Origin of the sequence: Bacteroides sp. ET336 (genome assembly GCF_024733815.1) — a bacterium.
Taxonomy (GTDB): domain Bacteria; phylum Bacteroidota; class Bacteroidia; order Bacteroidales; family Bacteroidaceae; genus Phocaeicola; species Phocaeicola cellulolyticus.
The window spans coordinates 1-22,998 of sequence record NZ_JANRHK010000009.1; the positions used below are offsets into that span (position 1 = coordinate 1).

Genomic DNA, 22,998 nt, shown 5'->3' on the forward strand with positions numbered 1-22,998 from the left:
GATGTTTATGCTGCCTGGTATGTGACCTTCACTATATTCGGCAACAGTTCTTACATCCAGTCTTTGTACATCATCGTTTTCTATCAGCTTCTCGAATTCGTCTGCCGAAAGATTTGTGAATTTGTCTTTTGGTTTCGAACTGCATGCCATCAGCCCAAACAGAAAGACACATACAAAGAACATGAAATATATACTCTTCAATATCATAATATAGAATGTTTAGTAATGGAACTCTCTTGTCGTATTTCCTTCCTTAAATGTGTTTATGTGCACTATTATTCTGTCACCTTCTGCCAAAACTCCTCTATAAGGCCATAACGGAATAGAAGCATACGCTTTTTTCGTGTAGGCTTCATAATCACCATTCTGATCATGATAAACCGTTATATTCAGTGTCTTGCTTCCATCTGCATTGTCTGTTATTCCGTTATCGACGAAATTCAATACGTGCGTTTTGTCTTTCGCCATAATATCCAGTACCATATTTATATAGTTTCCCGAACTCCAAATTCTGTCTATATCCAGCGAATCAGTTTTTATCCCTTTATCAAACTTGTCTGCCGGAGATGGAATAACTGAAATAACAAACTGACATGAATAAACCTTGGCAGTAAAAACATCGTTGCTGCTTTCTCCGGGTTCGAAGATTGATAGTGCCCTATAAGTAGAGTCCGGAGTGAAACCTTCCAGTCCACTCCTCTCCATTATCTGATACATATCTCCGTTGTCGCTTTGAATATACGATAGTTTCCCGGAAGAATTTGTCTTTATGTCAACAAGTTCTGTCAGTACACTAGGATATACATATTCATCTTTCTTGCAAGATGAAAAAGCCACAATGCATACTAGAATTATTATGTAAAAACCTTTCCTCATTCCTTTATCGCATGGAGATGATTGATAGCAGGATTTGCATACATAGTCAGAATACGTTCACGTAAGAAGTCAATATCCTTGTCAGGAATGTTTATAAGCGAAATCTTCTTTTCGAGATAAGCCTCAAATTTGGCCTTGTCTTCAGCCGTATAATGTTCTGCCATCGCCTTGTTTCCGTTAAGCATATCGCACGCAATATAATTGGCAGGATACATTCTGTAATTGCGGTGGATATATCTGTCTATAATCTCAGAAACTTTTGTAAATATCTCCACTTTAGGCAATCCGCGCAAAGCCTCCAGTTCGTCGTTTATGCATGGGCCTGTCTGGAAATGTATTCTTCCCTTGTATCCGAAAATTCCTGTCTGCATATTCACCAGGTCGTCCTGCTGGCTTTTCTTGAAGCCTTCTACATCTCTTTTCAGCTGCATTTCCTGAGCTTTAAGGAAATCGCACGGGTCATATTCATATGACAGTGACAAAGGTACTATGTTAAGCTCCTTCAGACTGTCTATTACGTCGCCGCTACCACCCATTGCCAGCATCTTCAGCACACTGTCCTGAGTACGGTCATTAGAGTCCTTTGCTCTTCCCTCGCGTTGCGCTATCCATATATTTTCCTGCTTCTGTGTAACTGCAAAATGAATGTATCTTGACATTCTGGCCGAAGCCTCAAGCATTTGTCGCATGCTCAGTGCCCTTTGTACTATGAACGCCTTGTTTACACGCACCAGCTTCTTTATCCACGGGTATATCAGAAGATTGTCACCTATTGCTATTTCTACTGTAGTAGGGAATCCGTTGTCAATGAGTCCTACTGAAAGGAATCCGGAATCCAGTACAATATCCCTGTGATTGGATATAAAAGTATATCCTTTGTTCTTGTCTGCAATCTGCGAGCTGTCGAAACTGAATCCGTCGCTGCATTTCTTTATGATGTCATGCAGTAATCCATAAAAAATATTCTTCTGCACATCAAGGTTAGTCTTGCAATTTCTCAATATATTGGCCAATGCCTCAATTGGAGTATCTGGCAATACCTTTTTTATCACCTCTATAAAATCACTGTCAGACAATAATTCTTCGAAGATCTTTGGAAGTTCTTCCGGAGAATAGGGGCGGATTTCGTCAAATTCTTCAGGTATTCTCATGGCTTTCAGTTTTTATGGTTATGAATGTTTATTTAGAATACTTTTCCAGTCCTTCTTCTATGATGTCTGTCATCACATCTTTTATGTCAAGTCCTGCAGCCTTTACCTGCTGTGGAATAAAGCTTGTAGATGTCATTCCCGGAGTGGTGTTTATCTCGAGCATATTAATCTTTTCACCCTCAGTAATGATATAGTCAACTCTTACTATACCCTTACATCCCAAAATATCATACACGGCAGAAGTCAGCTTCTTTACCCTCTCTGTAAGCTCAGGACTGAGACGTGCAGGAGTTATTTCAGTCACTTCGCCTTTATATTTTGCGTTATAATCGAAAAACTCATTGTCGCTAACCACTTCAGTGATAGGGAATACTACAGATTTATTCTTTGTCTTATAACATCCGTTTGCCAGCTCAATACCGTCCATGAATGCCTCTATCATCACATCATCCGATTCTGCAAAGGCAGCTTTCAGGGCAGGTTGTATCTGATCCGCTGTTTTTACTTTTGTCACACCGAAGCTTGAACCGCTGGCATTAGGCTTGATAAAACAAGGAAGACCTATTTTCTCTATAACATCCTTATCCTCTATGCCGAAACGTTTGTTTACCAGCATAGACTCCGCAACTCTGATGCCGAATCCTTTCAGATATTGGTTCAATGTAAACTTGCTGAAAGTCATGGCAGAAACCAGGACGTCGCAAGTAGAGTAGGGGATATCCAACAATTCGAAATACCCCTGCAGGATACCATTTTCACCCGGAGTGCCATGTATGGTGATATATGCGAAGTCAGGTTTCACCTTTTTGTCGCCATCCATAAAACTGAAATCGTTCTTGTCTATTTTCGAACGAGTTCCATCGGCAAGCACGGCTTCCCAGGCCTTCTTGCTCAATTCTACTATATATAGATTGTATTTTTCCTTATCAATAAAAGAATAAATGCCTTTTGCACTGTTCATTGACACTTCATGTTCCGAAGAGTCACCGCCTGCAATAATTGCTACTGTACGTTTCATCTTTATTTATATTATTCAAATCTGTTCTCTATTACTGATATAAGTTCTCCATTTCTCAATCAGTTCTGTCATATCCTTAGGCAGTTCCGATGTGAAGAACATTTCTTCTCCGGTCTTAGGATGTACGAAACCTAAAGTCTTGGCATGTAACGCCTGTCTCGGACAAATATCAAAACAGTTGTTTACGAATTGTTTGTATTTGCTGAAATGAGTCCCTTTCAGAATTTCGTTACCGCCATATCTTTCGTCATTGAAAAGAACGTGCCCTATGTGCTTCATATGTACGCGAATCTGATGTGTTCTTCCTGTCTCCAGCACACATTTTACAAGCGTCACATATCCCAGCCTTTCCAAAACCTTATAGTGCGTCACGGCATGCTTTCCCTGATTCTGGTCAGCCATTACAGCCATTTGCATCCTGTCTTTAGGATTACGTCCTATGTTGCCCGTTATTGTTCCTTCGTCCTCTTCCACTATTCCCCACACCAGTGCATTGTATTCACGTTTTGTGGTCTTATTGTAGAATTGCATTCCCAGGCTGGTCTTCGCATCAGGCGTCTTGGCTATAACCAACAGTCCGGATGTATCCTTGTCTATTCTATGCACCAATCCCACTTGAGGATCGTTCGGGTCGTATGTAGGAACGTCTCTCAAATGCCATGCAATAGCATTGACCAATGTGCCATGATAATTGCCGCATCCCGGATGTACCACAAGTCCTGCAGGCTTGTTTATCACCATAAGTTCACTGTCCTCGTAAACAATGTCAAGTGGAATATCTTCAGGAATAATGTCGTTGTCATATTTCGGACGGTCCATCATCACCGTCAGTACATCCGAAGGTTTCACCTTATAGCTGCTTTTCACCGGTTTTCCGTTAGCCATAACGAATCCCGCATCCGCAGCAGCCTGTATCCTGTTTCTTGAGGCGTTTACTATCCTTTCAAAAAGGTATTTGTCTATTCTTACCGGCGACTGTCCTTTATCGACCACAACCTTGAAATGTTCATACAACTCTCCGGAATTTCCGGTCGGCTCAAGGTCGTCTAATGTATCGTCAATATCATCAAGAAAAATATCTTCTGCCATTCTTTCATTATTAGTTAGAACCAGGAATCATCCACCTCAGGTTTTTCTTCATTTTGAGGCATTGGATTTATTTCAATCATAGTGGAATCCATAGCAAGTGAATCCCTTAAATGAGTATCTCCCACACACAAGGTGAGAAGAGCCTCGTTAGGCACTTTATCGCCCGATTTCAGTTCTCTTCCTCTGTATTTTATTCCATACACCCAATCCTGCTCTCCCGGAACGAGTTCAGGTTCTGTAAGCTTGAAACCTATACTTTTCAGTTTTGCTTCTGCCTGTCTTATAGAACTGTTGTCAATAATGTCTGGTAGCTGTATCAGTGGAACAGAGGTAGTGGTTATTGTCAGATATACAGTTCTGCCTTCCTTTACTCTGGCTCCTGCAGCGGGAGTTTGTTCCAGAACCATTCCTGCCGGTACACCTTTAACGTAATTTGAGTCTATGACTACACTTTCCATTGTACCTTCATTCAGAATCCTGACTGCTTCCTCTATGTTTTTGTTTTTTACGTCAGGCACTATATGTGCTTCTCCATGTCTGGTATATGAATCAAGCCATGCCAAAGTTCCCCATGTCACAGCTATTATTACCACAACCATACCAATTATGTTAATCCAGAATAATTTGTTTTTCCGGAACGAAAAGAAGTCTTTAAATCCTATCATAATTTGTTGAATATTTTCGACAAAGATACGATTTTTTTGGTTATTCGTTTTATTGGCAGAAAAATAAACAACAGAAAAAGCCGCAAAATACTGTTACCAATATCTTGCGGCTTTTCTTAAATCTTAATTCCAAAGCACGGCTTAAGCCTTGACTCCGTTGTATTCGTCAGATACAGTCAATTTTTTACGACCTTTAGCACGACGTGCAGCCAATACTCGGCGACCATTTGCAGTAGCCATTCTTTCACGGAAACCGTGTTTGTTTTTTCTCTTTCTGTTAGAGGGTTGGAATGTTCTTTTCATTTTCGTATATACTATTTATGTTATTATTCTATGCGTTCGGGCTGCAAAATTAGTGACTTTTTTTTAATAATCAAAGATATAAGTCATTTTTACACAAAACTTTTTGCGTTTTTTCGTGATTTAGATTAATTTTGCACCCGAATTATTACTCTGAATATCAATTATTACATATTTATATAAAGATTTCTACTTATGATTAATGCTCAAGACATTAAAATCGGAACAGCAATCCGTATGGATGGCAAGATTTATTTCTGTATTGACTTCCTTCATGTAAAACCGGGTAAAGGAAACACTTTCATGCGTACAAAACTGAAAGATGTTGTTGACGGTTACGTTTTGGAACGTCGTTTCAATATTGGTGAAAAACTTGAAGATGTACGTGTTGAACGTCGTCCTTACCAGTACTTGTATAAGGAAGGTGCTGACTATATCTTCATGAATCAGGAAACTTACGAACAGGTGCCTATCGCACACGATCTTATCGAAGGTGTTGACTTCTTGAAGGAAGAGATGGTTATCGAAGTTGTTTCTGACGCTTCTACTGAAACTATCCTTTTCGCAGAATTGCCTGTTAAGGTTCAGTTGAAGGTTACTTATACAGAACCGGGATTGAAGGGTGATACTGCTACAAACGCGACTAAACCTGCTACAGTAGAAACAGGTGCTACAGTACGTGTTCCATTGTTCATCAATCAGGATGAAATCATCGAAGTTGATACTCGCGATGGTTCATACGTAGGTCGTGTTAAGGCTTGATAATTTGTTTTTGCACGAATTTTAATAGTATAAATGCTCCCTCTTTCAGAACTCTGATAGGGGGAGCATATCTTTTAAAAAAACGACAAGGCGTTTTAAGTAAAACGTGCGCACGTTTTGGATTAAATGAACGCACGTTTTAAATCGAATGTGCGCACGTTTTTTATTAGCCTATTTTTTGTAGTCGTTAATCAGCTTGTCTTTTATTATTTTTGCTATTTTATTGTCCATTTTGTCAACGCTAAGAGTTACTGTGGGTTCTTCGTTCCATACTTTCGTCTTAATAATTATCACTCCTTCTTTCTTGTCGAATACACCGTATTTACGGAATATCTCCTGTGCCTTGTTCTCTTCTTTTATGACATGTATGCTTTCAATGTTTTGAGGTTTCAAGGCACTGAATTCTTGCTGTGATGCCACTTTCTCGTCTATAACAATCAGGACATTCTCCAATGACTTGTTGAAACTTACGTTTCCGGGCATAACCGGATTACTTTTAATGGTTTGCGTTTGGGGCGTATTTTGTTTTTCAAGTTTAAAGGTTACAGGAACGGTGTATTTCACAGGAACAGCAACACCCCTTTGCATGCCAGGTTTCCATTTAGGCATTTGTGCCAAAACTCTGATGGCTTCCGCATCTAAGGCCGGACATACACTGTGTAGAATCTCGAAGTTTGATGTGTATCCGTCTATACCTACAACGAATCTGACTATTACACGTCCTTCAATTTTTGCTTCCTGTGCAAGTGTAGGATATTTGATGTTGCGGGCTATATATTTTAAGCATTCGGACATGCCACCGGGGAATTCAGGCATCTGTTCCACTACTATGAATACTTCCTCCTCATTTCCGGCTTTCTGCTGAACTTTTTCTTCTTTCTTTGGTTGCTCGGCCGGTTCATATCCCACTACAACTATCTCGTCCATATTCTGCACATCGTCCTTAAGCTTTATGGGGTTATTTTTTAATCCTTTTATTTCCATTTCCGACGCTATGAAAGTATAAGTCTGTTTCCCGATGAATGAAATTATTATTACGGAGTTTTCTGTAGTTCGTAATGTGAAATCTCCGTTCTCATCTGAGATAGTTCCGTTTGTAGTACCTCTTTCCAGGATGCTGGCTCCCCTTATCGCTTTTCCGGTGGCATCGTCAACTACTGTACCTTTCACCAGAATAAGTCCGTTAGGTTTGGAATAAGTGTTTTCTACCTCATGATTTTTCGTAATTGCCGAAAAATCATTAACTTTGACACTTGAAATCTCGTCACTTAATTTTGAGATTTCAGGATGGGCAAAGGCGGCAACTGCTACAGCTGCCAGTGGAAGTACGTAGAGATACTTCGCGCGTGCCCATGGGCTGGATTTCTTTTTCATCATCATAGTGATACGTTTTTTAAGTTTACTGTGATTAAAGCTGTTGGCGATTGAGTAGAGCCTTGAGCCGACAGCTTTTTTTATTAATAATAATTGATAATTCTTTGCGTCTATTCCGTTTCTTATTACTGTTTCGTCGGCTTCAAATTCATGTACGTTCTGAAGTTCCGATTTTATAAGCCATGATGCCGGGTTGAACCATTGCAGAAGTATGCATATATCTGCCAGGACAAGGTCGATGGAATGATGGTTGGTGATATGTGCCATTTCATGACACAGTATCTCTCTGCCGTTTTCTTCCAGGTCGGTACGTGATATTACTATATGGTTCATCCAGCTGAAAGGTGATATGTTTTCGTCTGTCACTATCAGTCTTATGTTTCCGGTATTATCTTTTACATACAGACTGATATCTTCCTCTTTACCCTTGTGCGTTATGTTCAGCACTTTTATGAACTGTAAAATCTCTTTTACGGCAAAGAACAGAATTCCTGTGATGTATATGATGGCTGCAAATGTGGTGATATATTCCATCGTAGAGATATCACTGGCTTCTGTTGCTATATTTTCATCGACCATGACAGGCATCATCAGTGACTCGTCCATAGATATTTCAACCTGAACAGTTTCATCCGGGGTATCCATACTTATCTTTGCGAAAGGAATTATGGAACATATAATCATCAGGCCAAGAAGAGAGAAACGATTGAAACGATGAAAAGTTTCGCGACTCATCAGCAGTTTGTAGAACAGATAGAATACTGCCAGACAAACAGCCGATTTCAGTATATATATAAGTAGTGTTCCCATATTATTAAACTTTTTCTATCATTGCTTATTTCCTGTTCTCTTCTTCAACTTTCTTTATAAGTTCTTTAAGCTCGTCAATTGATATGTCTTCTTCCTTAACTAAGGAAGATACTACATTAAGGTAGGAATTATTGAAATATTTGCTAATTACATTTTTCAATGTGCTGGTGCTGAAATCATTTCGGCTCACTGTGGCATAATATTGGAATGTGTTCCCGTATGCTTTGTGTCCTATGTAGCCTTTGTCTTCCAAGCCGCGGACAATTGTTGACAGTGTGTTGATGTGCGGTTTCGGTTCGTCATAAAATGAAAGGAGTTCTTTCACGAACAATGGACCTTTTTCCCAGAAAAGTTCCATGATTTCCTCTTCTTTTGATGTCAGTTTTTTCATAAGGCTTTGCTTTAGATTTTTGTTTATGACAAAGTAACTAAAAAATATAGTTAGCCAACTAATTTTTATAGTTAAAGATAATTAATGCCAATAAACGACAATTTCCGAACCCAGAGTTCTGGGCCCGGAAATTCAATGATTTTTGTATTTTTATTCCACACTAATACCAAGTGTCTTCATATCTTCGTCAACAGTTCCTATACCTGCGATACCGAAGTTGTCAATAAGTACTTTGGCCACATTAGGCGAGAGGAATGCCGGAAGAGTAGGACCGAGGTGGATGTTCTTCACTCCAAGCGACAACAGAGCGAGCAGAACGATTACCGCTTTCTGTTCATACCATGCAATGTTGTATGCTATAGGCAGTTCGTTTATATCGTTTAGATTGAATACCTCTTTCAGCTTCATAGCTACAACGGCCAGTGAGTAACTGTCATTGCATTGTCCTGCATCAAGAATGCGAGGGATACCGTTAATATCGCCCAATGGAAGTTTGTTATATTTATACTTCGCACATCCTGCAGTAAGGATTACACAGTCTTGCGGCAATGCCTTTGCGAACTCGGTGTAGTAGTCTCTGCTTTTCATTCTGCCGTCGCATCCTGCCATAACAATGAATTTTCTTATTGCGCCTGCCTTGATAGCATCCACTACCTTGTCTGCCAGACTCAATATCTGATTATGTGCAAATCCACCTATTATTTCGCCTTCCTCAATCTGTGTTGGCGCATCGCATTTCTTTGCAAGTTCAATCACTTCGGAGAAGTCTTTTACTCCGTTCTCGTTTGCAGTGATATGTTTCCATCCCGGATAACCGGTAGAGTTGGTGGTGAAGATTCTGTCCTTATATACAGCATTCGAGGTAGGAGGTACGATACAGTTCGTAGTGAATATCACCGGACCGTTGAACGAAGAGAATTCTTCGCGCTGCTTCCACCACGCATTACCGTAGTTACCGATGAAATGTTTGTATTTCTTGAATGCCGGGTAGTAGTGTGCCGGCAGCATCTCGCTGTGTGTATATACATCTACTCCGGTACCTTCAGTCTGTTTTAGCAATTCCTCTATGTCGTGCAGGTCGTGTCCGCTTATCAGTATTCCCGGATTTGTTCCTACACCGATATTCACTTTTGTGATTTCAGGATTTCCGTAAGTCTCCGTATTTGCCTTATCCAATAGAGCCATTACCTTCACTCCTGTTTCGCCCACGGCAAGTGTTAATGCTGTAAGTTCATCTGCCGATAGGTTGCCGACTGTGATTTTTCTTATTGTTGACTGCATGAAAGTGTGTATGCTTTCATCATTATATCCCAGGCGCATGGCGTGCTCGTGATATGCGGCCATACCTTTCAGACCATATATTATCAGCTCTTTCAGTGAGCGAATATCCTCATTCTTTTCCCTAAGAATACCAACAGTTCTTGATTTCTCATCGTAGAATTTTCTGTTTTCTGTATTCCAGATTATTTCATCTACTGCCGGAAGTTTGATATTCTCTTTCTCTGCAATATTTTTCAGTTTAGTTTTCAGTTCCAATCCTCGGTCCACTCTTTTCAGAATGCTTTCATCGTCGAAATTGGCATTTGTAATGGTTGAGAATAATGCGTCTGTTACGAAAGTGTTTACCTCATGATTTGTTTTAATGCCGTTTTCTCTCAAAATGTCTGCTACGGAGCACACGCCTCTAACTACGAACAACAGCAAGTCCATGGCTGCCGATGTTGAGCTGCTCTTGCCGCATACACCCTTGATGGTACAGGCTATTCCTTTGGCTGTTTCCTGACATTGGAAACAGAACATTTCGTTTACTGCAATAGAATTTTCAGTCATAATAAATGTGATTTGAATTTGTGGCTAATACTATTGTTGTTATTTTTGTGCAAAGGTATTCTGTTGTAAGTCTTTATTCCGTAACAGATGTTACCATGACTGATAAAAATAATTAATACACAGATAATAGGTATGGGACGATTTTATGACATATTGGACTTCACTCTTTTCGAAGGAGTAAACAAAGATGGTATTGCGGAATTTCTGAAGAATGCTTCTAAAAAGATTTCTTCGTATAAGAAAGGAGATATCGCCATCTTTCAAGACAGTTTGTGTAAGTCATTGTCTCTGTTGTGTCAGGGTACGCTGCTTGCCAAGATGACGAATGCCGAGGGAAAGGAAATAGTGATAGAACATCTGGCGGCTCCGGAGATATTGGCACCTGCATTTATTTACGGAACAGAGAACAGATTTCCTGTAACATTGCAGGCCGAGGATGATGTCATAATATGGTCTCTGTCGAAAGATGATTTTCTTAAGATGATGGAAACCGACGACGCTCTTCTGAGAAATTTTCTACGTCAGATATCAGACAGGAGTGTCTTTCTGAGTCGTAAACTTAATGAATTTGCCTTGCAGAATCTTAGTACAAGGATTGTGAGCTATTTGCAGAGGAATGGTGTTATAACCAATATTCAGGATGTTGCTTTTATCATGGGAGTGGCACGTCCGTCACTGTCGCGTACGCTGTCTGCTATGGTTGAGGAAGGTGTATTGATAAAGACTGAAGAAGGGTATAGATTGTCAAAATATTAAGTTCGGAAAAATATCCTGCCGCTTTTTAGAACAACAGTAGATTTAGCAATATAAATATGTGTCACTACTGATTAAATGTCAGTGTTACATATACTTTATTAAGAAATGATATGCCAATATGACAGAATTAGTATTTGGCACGCTTTTCGTATTGAGTATTGTGTCTTATTAAAGACATTAGATAAACTGAAAAATAACAATAAAAATATACTATTATGACTATTAAACCATTAGCAGACAGAGTTCTGATTCTTCCTGCTCCTGCAGAAGAAAAAACTATCGGCGGTATCATCATTCCTGATACAGCAAAAGAAAAACCATTACAGGGTAAAGTAATTGCAGTAGGCAACGGTACTAAAGACGAAGAAATGGTATTGAAAGTTAATGATACTGTTTTGTATGGAAAATATTCTGGTACTGAAATCGAACACGAAGGTGTAAAATACTTGATGATGCGCCAGAGTGACGTACTCGCTGTTGTGGAATAATAAATATAATCAACATTTTAAAGTTTAGAAAATTATGGCAAAAGATATTCTCTTCAACATTGATGCTCGCGATCAGTTGAAAAAAGGTGTGGACGAACTTGCTAACGCAGTGAAAGTAACACTTGGTCCTAAAGGACGTAACGTTATTATAGAAAAGAAATTCGGTGCTCCTCACATCACTAAAGATGGTGTGACTGTAGCTAAAGAAATAGAATTGGCTGACGCATTCCAGAACACAGGTGCACAGCTTGTAAAATCTGTAGCTTCAAAGACTGGTGATGATGCAGGTGACGGTACTACTACTGCAACTGTATTGGCTCAGGCTATCGTAGGTGTAGGTTTGAAGAATGTTACAGCAGGTGCCAACCCAATGGACTTGAAACGTGGTATCGACAAGGCTGTTGCTAAAGTTGTAGAATCTATCAAGTCACAGGCTGAAACTGTAGGTGACAACTACGACAAGATTGAACAGGTTGCTACAATCTCTGCAAACAACGACCCTGTTATCGGTAAGCTTATTGCAGATGCTATGCGCAAGGTTTCAAAAGACGGTGTTATCACTATCGAGGAAGCTAAAGGTACTGACACTACAATCGGTGTTGTAGAAGGTATGCAGTTCGACCGTGGTTACTTGTCAGCTTACTTCGTAACTGATACAGAAAAGATGGAATGTGTAATGGAACACCCATACATTCTTATCTATGACAAGAAGATTTCTAATCTGAAAGATTTCTTGCCTATCCTTGAACCGGCAGTACAGAGCGGACGTCCTTTGTTGGTTATAGCAGAAGATGTTGACAGCGAAGCATTGACTACACTTGTAGTTAACCGTCTGCGCGGACAGTTGAAGATTTGTGCTGTTAAGGCTCCGGGCTTCGGCGACCGTCGTAAGGCTATGCTTGAAGATATCGCAGTATTGACAGGTGGTGTAGTTATCAGCGAAGAAAAAGGCTTGAAACTTGAACAGGCTACTCTCGAAATGCTTGGTACTTGTGATAAGGTTACTGTTTCTAAGGAAAATACTACTATCGTAAACGGTGCCGGTCAGAAAGAACTCATCCAGGAACGTATCAACCAGATCAAAGCTGAGATGAAGAACTCTACTTCTGACTATGACAAAGAAAAACTTCAGGAACGTCTTGCCAAATTGTCAGGTGGCGTAGCAGTTCTTTATGTAGGTGCTGCAAGCGAAGTTGAAATGAAGGAAAAGAAAGACCGTGTTGATGATGCTTTGTGCGCAACTCGTGCCGCTATCGAAGAAGGTATCGTACCTGGAGGTGGTGTAACTTACATCCGTGCAATCGATGCATTGGAAGGCTTGAAGGGTGACAACGCTGACGAAACAACCGGTATCGAAATCATCAAACGTGCTATCGAGGAACCTCTTCGTCAGATTGTAGCTAACGCTGGTAAGGAAGGTGCTGTAGTGGTACAGAAAGTACGTGAAGGTAAAGATGACTTCGGTTACAATGCACGTACAGATGTTTACGAACACTTGCACGCTGCCGGTGTAGTAGATCCTGCAAAAGTAACTCGTGTTGCTCTTGAAAACGCAGCTTCAATAGCAGGTATGTTCTTGACTACTGAATGTGTAATTGTTGAAAAGAAAGAAGACAAACCTGAAATGCCAATGGGCGCTCCAGGAATGGGCGGCATGGGTGGCATGATGTAATCTTCCCCTTTTAATCACATAAAATATTGATATTAGACTCCTGTCGGACTGATGTCCGGCAGGAGTTTTTTTATAATAAAAAATGCACGAATGACATTCCAATTGATGAAATTCGTGCATTTTCTATATGGTTAGACTTGTGTCCTACAAATACAAGTCAATTGACAGGTACATGTATTCTTTATCCTGATCTTTACTTCGTTCAAAGAATATCTTGTTTTCCCTTGCCAGCCATCCTATGGCAAGATTCAAATCTCTGTCAGAAAGTCCGGAAGCAGCTTTCAGGCTCTCATACTCCCATCTTTCGCCGTTGTTGAGGAGACGCCAGATAACTCCTGCGTTTTCTCCTATAATGTGTTTATCCATATTAACCAATAAAAAAGTTCAGTTCAATGTATAGAATATTTCTTTTTCCTTGTTGAGTCTCCTCTATATTGAGTTTGCCTTCTCTGGCCAGCCATCCTATGGCAGCATTTATTTCTCTGTCAGACAATCCGGTTGACTTCTTGATCTCGTTGTAAGACCATTTGCGGTGTTCGCCATTCAGTAATTTCCAAATTACTCCTGCGCAATTTCCTATACTTTGTACATCCATATATTTAAATATTTGGGTTAATAAAACAGGTTATTTCCTCATAAACTAAGTCGTTTTTAAATACTGGCTTTTCACAAATATACTGTTTTTTTGTATATGTTATAACTTTGAACATTCTTTTTTTTAATATGATGTTATTAAATATACCAGTTTTGGTGATAATATTACTAATGTGTTAATTATTAGGATAGTCTGTTTATCCGTTTTTTTTTAATTCGCTCCAGTATTTTGTGATTATAATGTTTCCTAATAATTGGAGGTTATTGTATAAAATCTTCATATCTTTACGCCTGAAAAAAGAACTGTCTTATCATGGTAAAACTCCACTACATATAGGATGGTAGTTTATAAATGTGGAGGTTATAAGTGTTATGAGGAGAATTTTATATTTAATTGTGTGTATTGCCTTATGTGCGTGTACTGCGACCAACACGGATAAGGTAAATGTCAATGAGCATGGAACCGAGTGGAAGTGGAATGGCGGTACTATCGTCGTAAACACTCCTGAACGCGAGGCCGGACAAAAGAGTGTATTGGGACTTACAGCTCCTAAAATGGAAGTAGTCAGAGTAGGCTTTGTAGGGCTTGGAATGCGTGGACCTGGAGCCGTGGAACGTTTCACTCACATTCCGGGTACACATATTGTAGCTTTATGTGATCATGAGGCTTCTCGTGCTGAGGCTTGTCAGGAGTATTTGAAGAATGCTTCTTTGCCAAAGGCTGAGATATATTCAGGTGAAAAAGGATATGAGGAACTGTGTAAAAGAGAGGATATTGATCTGGTTTATATAGCAACAGACTGGCTGCATCATTTCCCTGTAGCAAAATGTGCCCTTGAAAATGGCAAGCATGTGGCTATAGAAGTTCCTTCTGCAATGAATTTAAATGAATGTTGGACATTGGTAAACTTGAGTGAGAAATATCAGAAGCACTGTATGATTCTTGAGAACTGCTGTTATGACTGGTTCGAGATGAATACCCTTAATATGGCACAGCAGGGAGTATTCGGTGAGGTGATACGTGCTCAGGGTGCCTATATCCACGATTTAAGTCCATTCTGGAAACATTACTGGAAAAATGGTGAATCAGACAAGTTGGGATGGCGTTTGGATTATAATATGCGTCATCGTGGTGATGTATATGCCACTCATGGTTTAGGCCCTGTAGCTCAGGCTCTTGATATTCATCGTGGCGACAGAATGAAGACTTTGGTGGCAATGGATACCAAATCTGTGAATGGAAAAGCATGGGTTGAAGCATCTGCAGATTCAGTATGCGAGAATTTCAGAAACGGTGATCATACTACAACTTTGATACGTACAGAAAATGGTAAGGTTATCGAAATACAGCATAACGTAATGACTCCGCAACCATACAACAGACTTTATCAACTTACAGGAACAAAAGGTTTTGCAAACAAATATCCTATTGAGGGATATGCTGTAGGAGGTGACCAGCTTGAGGCTTCAGGCGTAAAACCGGAAGTTGACAATCTGAATGCACACAGCTTCCTTCCTGAAAAGGAAATGAATGCACTGGTAGAGAAATACAGACATCCTATATTGAAGAAATACGGTGATATGGCCAAGGAAGTAGGCGGACACGGTGGTATGGACTTCATTATGGATTCACGTCTGGTTTATTGCCTACAGAACGGTTTGCCATTGGATATGGATGTTTATGATTTGGCTGAATGGTGCTGCCTTGCCGAGCTTGGTGAATTGTCTATGGACAATAACTGTGCTCCTGTAGAATTCCCTGACTTCACACGTGGTGACTGGAATAAGGTGAAAGGATACAGACATGCCTTTGCTTCACCTGAAGATGAGGCTGAAGCTGCCAAGAAAGCTGAGGCTTATACACAGAAACTAAAACTTCAGGGTGCTGAGGATTGGAAATAAATCAGAGTATATGATATTTTTAAAGCCTTTTGAAAACTCTTTGCAAACAGTTTTCAAAAGGCTTTAAATTTTATAGTGAAGAGTGTTTTTGAACTTCTTCCATTACTCGCAGGAAGTTGCCTCCCCATATTCGTCTGATATCATCCTCGCTATATCTTTCTTTCATGAGACGACGGGTGAAGTTTATAAGTTCCGATGAGTCGTTGCATCCTATTATTCCGCCGTCGCCATCGAAGTCTGTTCCTATTCCCACATGTTCCACACCTGCAAGATTTACTATGTGGTTCAGATGTTCTATCGCATCAAGGATATTTGCTTCACGGTCTGAGCGGAGGAAACCGCTGTAAAGACAAACCTGTATTACTCCGCCTTTACGGGTAATGGCTTTTATCTGGTCATCTGTAAGGTTTCGCGGATGATCGCATAAAGAACGGCATGAGGAGTGTGAACATACTACAGGCATCTGGCTTATCTCCAGTGTTTCGTAGAAACTTCTTTCTCCACTGTGCGACAGGTCTATCATCATACCCGTGCGGTTCATTTCACGTATGACAGCTTCACCGAACTGACTTACACCAAGATTTTCGTCATTATATCTTGCCGAACCGCAGATGTCGTTGTTACCGTTGTGGCACAATGTCATATATACCACACCTCTTTTTCTGAAACGTTCTACATTGGTGATGTCTTTACCAATGGCATATCCGTTTTCAATACCTAACATTATAGCTTTTTTCCCTTCCGTTTTAAGACGGTAAAGATCCGAAGGTGCGTATGCGATATCCACAGCAGTACAGTTTTCGGCTATCATCTTTTCCATTTCATTGAGCAGTCTGTCTGCCTTTGCTGTGGCAGCAAGCAATGCTTCGTCTGTACGTTCTTTCTGCGGAATATATGCAACCATTATTGTGGCATCTTGTCTTCCTTCTGTCATTTTATGAAGATCGACTTTTATCTTGCTGTCTCTTGTTGCGAAGTTTATTCCCTGTCCGAAAAACATGGGAGTGTCACAATGGGTATCTAGTGTCAGGATCCTCTGATGAAGCCTTTTTGCTTCTTTGAATGATGATGATTCTTTTATCAGCCATTCGAATATAGGCATCATGCTTCTATCCCCGTTAAGGATAAAACATTCGGGATGCCATTGGACTCCGAGCATCGATTTGTATTCAGTGCTTTCCACTGCTTCTATTATACCGTCGTTTGAACGTGCACATACTCTGAATCCTGGAGCCGGCTCCTTGACTGCCTGGTGGTGGAACGAATTTACTGGCAATATTGTATTACCCATTATTTCGGCAAGCAGGCTGTCTTCATCTATATTTACCGTGTGTGATGCATATGATCTGTCAAGATCCTGACTGTGTTTTATCAGTTTGCCTTCAGCTTGTGAGTAGATGTCCTGATATAAAGTACCTCCCAATGCGGCAGTCATTATCTGGATACCTCTGCAAATGCCGAGAATCGGAATCTGTCTGTCGGCAGCCATTTTCACTATCATCAGTTCCTGACGGTCGCGGTAAGGATTTATATTATGGAGTTCCCTTACAGGGTCTTCTCCCAGAAATAACGGATTGATATCTGCGCCTCCGCTGAGAAGTATTCCGTCTAATGAATCAAGCAGATTTGGCAGAATGGTCAGGTCATCAGAAGGAGGAATAACCAGGGGAACTCCTCCGGCTTCATATATCGATTTGAAATATCCCGGAAACAGTGATACGTTTCCATCGCTTATATTGGCGGTAATGCCAATTATCGGACGTCTTTTGTCGGATGGCAATTTGCTATGCAAATAGTCATAATCAGCCTGTATATCGAATGTATTATACGTTTTCATACGTTAATCTTTATTATAACTCTGACAAATATACGGAAAAATCGGATTTATTTCGGATATTTGTTTAAAATAACATTCTATGGAACCAGTAAGAACACTCTCCCAAATGGTAAATAGGTTGCGCTTGAGAAAAACACGACGCAGGGTTGCCGTTGTTTGTCCTAATGATCCGCACACCGAATATGTTATAATAAGAAGTCTGAGAGAAGAAATTGCCGAATATCTTTTGGTGACTGATGTTGATCACGTTGACATTTCAAATAGTCTTTATGCCGCATCTCCTGATTTTGTTCGTGTATATACGGCTCCCACTCCGGATGATGCAGCAGCTTTGGCTGTGGAGCTGGTCCGTTCCGGTGAGGCTGATGTGCTTATGAAGGGATTGATAAATACAGACAATCTTCTGAGAGCAGTTCTGCATAAAGAGAGAGGATTACTTCCTCCAGGTGGAATTCTTAGTCATGTGGCAGTGGCACAGATTCCGCTTTATCATAAATTATTGTTCTTTTCGGATGCAGCCGTAATTCCCAAACCTACATTAGACCAGTTCAGAGCTATGATAATGAACGATATCAGGATATGCAACAGGCTTGGAATGGAAGAACCTCGTGTCGCTCTTATACATTGTTCGGAGAAGGTGAATGCCAAATTCCCTCATACCATTTGTTATACTGAACTGAAAAAAGAAGCGTCTGAAGGAAAGATGGGCAAGGTTTATATTGATGGTCCGATGGATGCGAAAACTGCTTGTGACGCTCATAGTGGAGAAATAAAAGGAATGTCGTCGCCTGTTATCGGCAATGCCGATATTATGATATTCCCTAACATCGAATCTGGAAATACCTTTTATAAAACACTTTCCCTGTTTGGAGATGCCAACATGGCAGGAATGCTTACCGGTACTATAGCTCCGGTAGTTGTTCCTTCGCGAAGCGATTCCGGTAATTCTAAATACTACAGTCTTGTGCTGGCATGCCTTGCAGGAAAATAAATCTTATGTTTTTATGAGAATACTTGTAATAAACCCCGGATCAACCTCAACCAAGGTTGCCGTTTATGATAATGAGAAACAACTGTGGAGTGAAAATGTATATCATCCGGCTGAGGAACTTTCGCGTTTTTCGCATGTCAACGAACAGCACGATTTCAGAAAGGAGCTTATTATAAAGTCTTTGGAAGAGGCAGGTTTCAATGTGGAATTCGATGCGGTGATAGGACGCGGAGGTTTGCTTAAACCTACACAGGGTGGTGTTTATCTGGTAGATGAAAAGATTAAATACGATTTGATAAATGCCAAGATGGAGCATGCGTCCAATCTGGCAGGATTGATTGCCGATGAGATTGCCAAAGGATGTAATTGTCCTGCGTATATTGCTGATCCGGTGGTAACGGATGAAATGAGCGACCTGGCACGTGTAACCGGAATGCCTGAAATATCCCGTATATCGGTTTTTCATGCGTTGAACAGTCGCGCCGTATCACGAAGATATGCTGCAAGTGTTGGACGCAGGTATGAAGACCTTAATCTTATAGTTGCCCATTTGGGTGGTGGAATCTCTATCAGTGCACACTCAAAAGGCAGGGTTATAGATGTGAATAACGCACTTGACGGTGACGGACCTTTCAGTCCCGAAAGAGCCGGTTCGATACCTACGAGGCAACTTGTGGATTTATGTTTCAGCGGAAAATATTCGTATGACGAGATACGTAAGATGATAAACGGACATGGAGGATTGTTTGCTCACTTGGGAACTACAGATGTAAGAAGTATCGTTGCAGAAATAAAGGCCGGAAACAAGCATGCATATAATGTCTTGCATGCCATGGCATATAATATCGCAAAAACTATAGGCAGTATGCATATTGTTTTGAGGCAAAAGACAGATGCGATAATACTTACAGGTGGAATGGCTCACGGTGATTATGTCATATCTGAAATATCATCATGGATAGACGGACTTGCTCCGATAGAAGTAATTCCGGGTGAAGACGAGATGGGTGCTTTGGCTATGAATGCACTGGGGGCATTACGTGGCGAATTGCCTTTGCAGGTTTACAATCCGGAATAGTTTGTCACGAAATTGTCATATTTTGATAGTTTTTCGCATCTTTATATAAGATAGCCTGCACCTCGGAATTAAAAGTCGAAAACTTTGTTTTCACTTTGTACTTCGCTCGGTTTGTATTATCTTTGCAGCCGATGAAGAACTTGTGCAACATATTGGTATTTATACTTGCTTTCACCGTATTTAACTTGGGAGCAGGTGCAGGAATGGTACATATCTGTTCGGCTTATTGCAAGACACAGACATGTTCTTCTATTTTGCATAAGCATACTGATATGTCAGGATGTTGTCATCATTCAAATGAAGACACTTCGTGTACATCTGTTTCTGAGGAATGTTCTTGTATCAATGTTCATTATAACATAGATTTCTTTAAGGTGTCGCAGGATGATGATATGGTGTCGTTTGTTCCGATGCCATTTGATTTGCCTGAACATGTATCTTATATAATACCTCCGGTTTCTTCCGGACTTTTATTCTCACAGGCTCCTAATGCTCCTCCGGTATATAACAGTGGACGGACATTATTGGCTTTTCATTCAGTATTGATTATTTAGTTTTACACATTTTGCTTTTGTTATGCTTGATGTGCTGCCCCTTCTTTGCAATCGTGTTGCATTGAGGAATAGCTACATTTGCACCGTGAAAATGTGTTTAACTAAATATTTTTTTAATGAAATACTTGATTATTTTATTGTCTTTGACCGCTTTGCCTATGATGGCGGCAAATACTCTTACGGGTACAGTGAAAGATAGTAACAGCGAACCTATACCCGGAGCAAACCTTGTATGGCTCAATTCTTCGCGTGGAGCCAGTACTGATATGAATGGTGAGTTTACTCTTGAACGTCCGGCTAATGCTGACAAGCTTATTGTGAGCTTTATCGGTTATAACACAGATACCATAAGCATTGCATCTTATCAGGAATATATTGATATAGTATTGAATGAAGGTGTACAGCTGGCTGAAGTAAACGTGACCGGAAGAAAAATGGGTTTCCAGAAACTACGTAGCAGCGTGACAAACGCGGAACTTATTAATTCGGATGAGTTGTGCCGTGCCGCATGCTGTAACCTTGGAGAAAGCTTTGTCACTAACCCTTCTGTTGATGTGAATTATTCTGATGCGGCAACAGGCGCAAAGCAGATAAAACTTCTTGGACTGTCAGGTACATATGTACAGATGCTTACTGAAAATATTCCTAACTTCAGAGGTGCTTCTGCGCCTTACGGACTGGGATATGTTCCGGGACCGTGGATGAGCAGTATTCAGGTGAGCAAAGGTACATCTTCTGTAAAGAACGGTTACGAGGCCCTTACAGGTCAGATTAATATCGAGTTCAAGAAACCTCAGGCTGCCGAGGCAGACTGGTTCTCTGCAAATCTGTTTGCAAGTACTACAAATCGTTATGAGGCAAATGCTGATGCTTCAGTTAAACTGTCGGACAAGTGGAGTACAATGCTTTTTGCTCATTATGAGAATGAGACAAAGGCGCACGACAGCGATGGTGACGGATTTGCCGATATCCCACAGGTGGAACAATACAATCTTTTCAACAGATGGGCTTATATGGGCGAACACTATGTGTTCCAGGCAGGTATCAAATTTATAAATGAAGAACGTGCCAGCGGACAGGTATCTCATGGCGGACATACATATACCGATCCATATCGTATAGACATGAATACAGACAGATATGAGGCTTTTATTAAACAAGCTTATATCTTCAATAAGGAACATAACACAAATATCGCGCTTATCACTTCCGGTACCATTCATAATATGGATGCTGTGTATGGACGTAAACTCTATAACGTAGATCAGCAGAATGCATACGCATCACTTTTGTTCGAGACAGAATTTACTTCCCAGCATTCTTTGTCAACAGGTCTTAGCTTGAACTATGACCGTTATGATCAGGAATACCGTCTTGTGAATGATGTAAATCTAGGTCTGACTCCGGAACTTGACAAAGAGACTGTGAGTGGTGTCTATGCACAATATACATATATGCCAAGTGATAAACTGACTGTTATGGCCGGTCTTAGAGGTGATTACAGCAGTTTGTACGGATTCTTTGTTACTCCGCGTGCAAATGTACGCTACGCTCCTAATGAATATATCAATTTCCGTGCTTCTGCAGGAAAGGGGTATCGCACAAACCATATATTGGCAGAAAACTGTTATATGCTTGCCAGCAGCAGAAAAGTAGTTATTGCTGACGATTTGGATCAGGAGCAGGCATGGAACTATGGTTTGAGTATAGCGTCGTATATTCCTTTGTTCGGTAAGACACTTAATCTGAATGCAGAATATTACTATACGGATTTCCAGAATCAGCTGGTAGTGGATATGGAATCAGATGCTCATACAATAGCTTTTACCAATCTTGACGGACGTTCATATTCACAGGTATTCCAGATTGAGGCTACATATCCGTTCTTCGAAGGATTTAACCTTACTGCGGCATGGCGTATGACAGATGTCAAGCAGGATATAAACGGAAAACTTTACGAAAAAGCACTTACCGGAAAGTATAAAGGTCTCTTGACTGCATCTTACAAGACTCCTCTTGGAAAATGGCAGTTTGACGGAACGTTGCAGTTGAACGGTGGTGGACGTATGCCGACACCGGAAACTCTTGCCGACGGTACATTATCATGGAATGAAAGATACAAAGGCTTCGAACAGTTGAGCTTCCAGGTTACACGTTTCTTCAGAAACTGGTCTGTATATATAGGTGGCGAGAACCTTACAAACTTCAAGCAGAAGAATGCCATTATCGGTGCAGATGATCCTTGGGGTGATAACTTTGATGCTTCAATGATATGGGGACCTATGCACGGAGCAAAGGGATATATAGGAGTGAGATATAATTTACCAAGAAACTAACGACGAATTAATAATTAATAATTAAGAGTTAATAATTAGTTTAACGCCATTATTAATTTTTAATTGTTAATTACTAAATTGAATAAGGTTTTTAATTATTAATTTTTAATTCTTAATTGATTAACATGAAACGAGTATTATTGTTTACATTTATGGCTGCTTTCATGTGTGCAGCTCAGGTATCTGCTAAAGAACTTCGTAAGATTGTATTCAAGGTTGACCAGATGGAATGCGTTAACTGTGAAAACAAAGTGAAGAAGAATATACCTTTCGAGAAAGGTGTCAAGAAGATGGAAACAGATCTTAAGACACGTACAGTTACTATTACTTACGATTCAGATAAAACAAATATACAGAAACTGAAAGACGGCTTTGCAAAATTCAAATATGAGGCTAAGGTCATCAGCGATGTTGAAGTAAAGTAAGATAGATTTTTAAAATATTGAAGAGAGTAGGGTACAAGTTATATTGTGCTCTACTTTTTTGTCTATATACTGTTAAAATACGCGATTTTGCATATCTCA

The 22,998-nt window shown here is 40.3% G+C and carries 23 protein-coding genes; 10 read left to right on the top strand and 13 right to left on the bottom strand.

Annotated elements, in window-relative coordinates:
• The 7 genes from NW213_RS09510 to rpmH form a co-directional block, all read right to left on the bottom strand.
• Window positions 1-204: rhodanese-like domain-containing protein (locus NW213_RS09510; RefSeq protein ID WP_258322673.1), on the bottom strand; the 204-nt coding region annotated here is incomplete at its 3' end.
• Window positions 205-219: 15 nt separating this feature from the next.
• Window positions 220-876: a NigD-like protein gene (locus tag NW213_RS09515; protein ID WP_258322617.1), complete on the bottom strand. Its 657-nt coding sequence runs from the start codon at window positions 874-876 to the stop codon at window positions 220-222.
• Window positions 873-2,027, bottom strand: a complete 1,155-nt coding sequence (locus NW213_RS09520) for a 1-acyl-sn-glycerol-3-phosphate acyltransferase (protein WP_204390351.1) — start codon at window positions 2,025-2,027, stop codon at window positions 873-875. The genes NW213_RS09515 and NW213_RS09520 overlap by 4 nt, the downstream gene beginning before the upstream one ends.
• 28 nt (window positions 2,028-2,055) lie before the next feature.
• Entirely contained in the window at window positions 2,056-3,045 is a 990-nt protein-coding gene (locus NW213_RS09525; RefSeq protein ID WP_258322618.1) for a D-alanine--D-alanine ligase, read from the bottom strand.
• Between the two features lie 15 nt (window positions 3,046-3,060).
• Window positions 3,061-4,134, bottom strand: a complete 1,074-nt coding sequence (locus NW213_RS09530; protein ID WP_258322619.1) for an RluA family pseudouridine synthase — start codon at window positions 4,132-4,134, stop codon at window positions 3,061-3,063.
• A 14-nt stretch (window positions 4,135-4,148) separates the two neighbouring features.
• The gene (locus tag NW213_RS09535) at window positions 4,149-4,799 is read right to left on the bottom strand and encodes a PASTA domain-containing protein (protein ID WP_258322620.1); all 651 of its coding nucleotides are present in this window, start codon (window positions 4,797-4,799) and stop codon (window positions 4,149-4,151) included.
• A gap of 141 nt (window positions 4,800-4,940) precedes the next feature.
• Window positions 4,941-5,102 (bottom strand): 50S ribosomal protein L34, encoded by a 162-nt coding sequence (rpmH, locus tag NW213_RS09540; RefSeq protein WP_004292199.1) that lies wholly within the window; start codon window positions 5,100-5,102, stop codon window positions 4,941-4,943.
• 192 nt (window positions 5,103-5,294) lie between these two features.
• On the opposite strand from rpmH, the gene efp reads away from it, so the two are divergent.
• The gene (gene efp, locus NW213_RS09545) at window positions 5,295-5,861 is read left to right on the top strand and encodes an elongation factor P (RefSeq protein ID WP_204404571.1); all 567 of its coding nucleotides are present in this window, start codon (window positions 5,295-5,297) and stop codon (window positions 5,859-5,861) included.
• Window positions 5,862-6,032: 171 nt separating this feature from the next.
• On the opposite strand, the gene NW213_RS09550 is transcribed toward efp, so the two are convergent.
• The 3 genes from NW213_RS09550 to hcp all read right to left on the bottom strand — a co-directional run bounded on the left by NW213_RS09550 (window position 6,033) and on the right by hcp (window position 10,266).
• Window positions 6,033-8,045, bottom strand: a complete 2,013-nt coding sequence (locus tag NW213_RS09550) for a M56 family metallopeptidase (protein WP_258322621.1) — start codon at window positions 8,043-8,045, stop codon at window positions 6,033-6,035.
• A gap of 25 nt (window positions 8,046-8,070) precedes the next feature.
• On the bottom strand, window positions 8,071-8,436 hold the full coding sequence (locus tag NW213_RS09555) for a BlaI/MecI/CopY family transcriptional regulator (protein WP_154043462.1): 366 nt from the start codon (window positions 8,434-8,436) through the stop codon (window positions 8,071-8,073).
• A gap of 150 nt (window positions 8,437-8,586) precedes the next feature.
• Window positions 8,587-10,266 carry a hydroxylamine reductase gene (hcp, locus tag NW213_RS09560; protein WP_258322622.1) on the bottom strand — a complete coding sequence of 560 codons (1,680 nt, stop codon included), beginning with the start codon at window positions 10,264-10,266 and terminating at the stop codon, window positions 8,587-8,589.
• A gap of 132 nt (window positions 10,267-10,398) precedes the next feature.
• On the opposite strand from hcp, the gene NW213_RS09565 reads away from it, so the two are divergent.
• The 3 genes from NW213_RS09565 (at window position 10,399) to groL (ending at window position 13,182) form a co-directional block, all read left to right on the top strand.
• Window positions 10,399-11,022, top strand: a complete 624-nt coding sequence (locus tag NW213_RS09565) for a Crp/Fnr family transcriptional regulator (protein ID WP_258322623.1) — start codon at window positions 10,399-10,401, stop codon at window positions 11,020-11,022.
• 215 nt (window positions 11,023-11,237) lie between these two features.
• Window positions 11,238-11,510, top strand: a complete 273-nt coding sequence (locus NW213_RS09570) for a co-chaperone GroES (protein ID WP_154043459.1) — start codon at window positions 11,238-11,240, stop codon at window positions 11,508-11,510.
• A 34-nt stretch (window positions 11,511-11,544) separates the two neighbouring features.
• Window positions 11,545-13,182, top strand: a complete 1,638-nt coding sequence (gene groL / locus NW213_RS09575; RefSeq protein WP_154043458.1) for a chaperonin GroEL — start codon at window positions 11,545-11,547, stop codon at window positions 13,180-13,182.
• A 144-nt stretch (window positions 13,183-13,326) separates the two neighbouring features.
• Here the strand turns inward: groL and NW213_RS09580 are convergent, their stop codons facing one another.
• Window positions 13,327-13,548, bottom strand: a complete 222-nt coding sequence (locus NW213_RS09580; RefSeq protein ID WP_154043451.1) for a winged helix-turn-helix domain-containing protein — start codon at window positions 13,546-13,548, stop codon at window positions 13,327-13,329.
• Between the two features lies 1 nt (window position 13,549).
• The gene (locus tag NW213_RS09585) at window positions 13,550-13,777 is read right to left on the bottom strand and encodes a winged helix-turn-helix domain-containing protein (RefSeq protein ID WP_154043450.1); all 228 of its coding nucleotides are present in this window, start codon (window positions 13,775-13,777) and stop codon (window positions 13,550-13,552) included.
• A 371-nt stretch (window positions 13,778-14,148) separates the two neighbouring features.
• Between NW213_RS09585 and NW213_RS09590 the strand changes: the two genes are divergently transcribed.
• On the top strand, window positions 14,149-15,678 hold the full coding sequence (locus NW213_RS09590) for a Gfo/Idh/MocA family protein (RefSeq protein WP_258322624.1): 1,530 nt from the start codon (window positions 14,149-14,151) through the stop codon (window positions 15,676-15,678).
• 70 nt (window positions 15,679-15,748) lie between these two features.
• Here NW213_RS09590 and NW213_RS09595 read toward each other — a convergent pair whose 3' ends face one another.
• Window positions 15,749-17,515 carry a gamma-glutamyl-gamma-aminobutyrate hydrolase family protein gene (locus tag NW213_RS09595; RefSeq protein WP_258322625.1) on the bottom strand — a complete coding sequence of 589 codons (1,767 nt, stop codon included), beginning with the start codon at window positions 17,513-17,515 and terminating at the stop codon, window positions 15,749-15,751.
• A 79-nt stretch (window positions 17,516-17,594) separates the two neighbouring features.
• Here NW213_RS09595 and NW213_RS09600 point away from each other — a divergent pair, with 79 nt between their 5' ends.
• From NW213_RS09600 to NW213_RS09620, 5 genes are all read left to right on the top strand, one after another.
• Entirely contained in the window at window positions 17,595-18,506 is a 912-nt protein-coding gene (locus NW213_RS09600) for a phosphate acyltransferase (protein WP_235340481.1), read from the top strand.
• A gap of 13 nt (window positions 18,507-18,519) precedes the next feature.
• Window positions 18,520-19,584: a butyrate kinase gene (buk, locus tag NW213_RS09605; protein ID WP_154043446.1), complete on the top strand. Its 1,065-nt coding sequence runs from the start codon at window positions 18,520-18,522 to the stop codon at window positions 19,582-19,584.
• A gap of 131 nt (window positions 19,585-19,715) precedes the next feature.
• On the top strand, window positions 19,716-20,138 hold the full coding sequence (locus NW213_RS09610; protein WP_154043445.1) for a hypothetical protein: 423 nt from the start codon (window positions 19,716-19,718) through the stop codon (window positions 20,136-20,138).
• 116 nt (window positions 20,139-20,254) lie between these two features.
• Window positions 20,255-22,474: a TonB-dependent siderophore receptor gene (locus tag NW213_RS09615; RefSeq protein WP_258322626.1), complete on the top strand. Its 2,220-nt coding sequence runs from the start codon at window positions 20,255-20,257 to the stop codon at window positions 22,472-22,474.
• A 125-nt stretch (window positions 22,475-22,599) separates the two neighbouring features.
• A complete protein-coding gene (locus NW213_RS09620) occupies window positions 22,600-22,899 on the top strand; it encodes a heavy-metal-associated domain-containing protein (protein ID WP_154043443.1) in 300 nt (99 codons plus the stop codon).
• Window positions 22,900-22,998 lie beyond the last annotated feature (99 nt).

Coding starts and splice junctions, on each gene's coding strand:
- NW213_RS09515 (WP_258322617.1), bottom strand. CDS start 876: ATGAGGAAAGGTTTTTACATAATAATTCTAGTATGCATTGTGGCTTTT.
- NW213_RS09520 (WP_204390351.1), bottom strand. CDS start 2,027: ATGAGAATACCTGAAGAATTTGACGAAATCCGCCCCTATTCTCCGGAA.
- NW213_RS09525 (WP_258322618.1), bottom strand. CDS start 3,045: ATGAAACGTACAGTAGCAATTATTGCAGGCGGTGACTCTTCGGAACAT.
- NW213_RS09530 (WP_258322619.1), bottom strand. CDS start 4,134: ATGGCAGAAGATATTTTTCTTGATGATATTGACGATACATTAGACGAC.
- NW213_RS09535 (WP_258322620.1), bottom strand. CDS start 4,799: ATGATAGGATTTAAAGACTTCTTTTCGTTCCGGAAAAACAAATTATTC.
- rpmH (WP_004292199.1), bottom strand. CDS start 5,102: ATGAAAAGAACATTCCAACCCTCTAACAGAAAGAGAAAAAACAAACAC.
- efp (WP_204404571.1), top strand. CDS start 5,295: ATGATTAATGCTCAAGACATTAAAATCGGAACAGCAATCCGTATGGAT.
- NW213_RS09550 (WP_258322621.1), bottom strand. CDS start 8,045: ATGGGAACACTACTTATATATATACTGAAATCGGCTGTTTGTCTGGCA.
- NW213_RS09555 (WP_154043462.1), bottom strand. CDS start 8,436: ATGAAAAAACTGACATCAAAAGAAGAGGAAATCATGGAACTTTTCTGG.
- hcp (WP_258322622.1), bottom strand. CDS start 10,266: ATGACTGAAAATTCTATTGCAGTAAACGAAATGTTCTGTTTCCAATGT.
- NW213_RS09565 (WP_258322623.1), top strand. CDS start 10,399: ATGGGACGATTTTATGACATATTGGACTTCACTCTTTTCGAAGGAGTA.
- NW213_RS09570 (WP_154043459.1), top strand. CDS start 11,238: ATGACTATTAAACCATTAGCAGACAGAGTTCTGATTCTTCCTGCTCCT.
- groL (WP_154043458.1), top strand. CDS start 11,545: ATGGCAAAAGATATTCTCTTCAACATTGATGCTCGCGATCAGTTGAAA.
- NW213_RS09580 (WP_154043451.1), bottom strand. CDS start 13,548: ATGGATAAACACATTATAGGAGAAAACGCAGGAGTTATCTGGCGTCTC.
- NW213_RS09585 (WP_154043450.1), bottom strand. CDS start 13,777: ATGGATGTACAAAGTATAGGAAATTGCGCAGGAGTAATTTGGAAATTA.
- NW213_RS09590 (WP_258322624.1), top strand. CDS start 14,149: ATGAGGAGAATTTTATATTTAATTGTGTGTATTGCCTTATGTGCGTGT.
- NW213_RS09595 (WP_258322625.1), bottom strand. CDS start 17,515: ATGAAAACGTATAATACATTCGATATACAGGCTGATTATGACTATTTG.
- NW213_RS09600 (WP_235340481.1), top strand. CDS start 17,595: ATGGAACCAGTAAGAACACTCTCCCAAATGGTAAATAGGTTGCGCTTG.
- buk (WP_154043446.1), top strand. CDS start 18,520: ATGAGAATACTTGTAATAAACCCCGGATCAACCTCAACCAAGGTTGCC.
- NW213_RS09610 (WP_154043445.1), top strand. CDS start 19,716: ATGAAGAACTTGTGCAACATATTGGTATTTATACTTGCTTTCACCGTA.
- NW213_RS09615 (WP_258322626.1), top strand. CDS start 20,255: ATGAAATACTTGATTATTTTATTGTCTTTGACCGCTTTGCCTATGATG.
- NW213_RS09620 (WP_154043443.1), top strand. CDS start 22,600: ATGAAACGAGTATTATTGTTTACATTTATGGCTGCTTTCATGTGTGCA.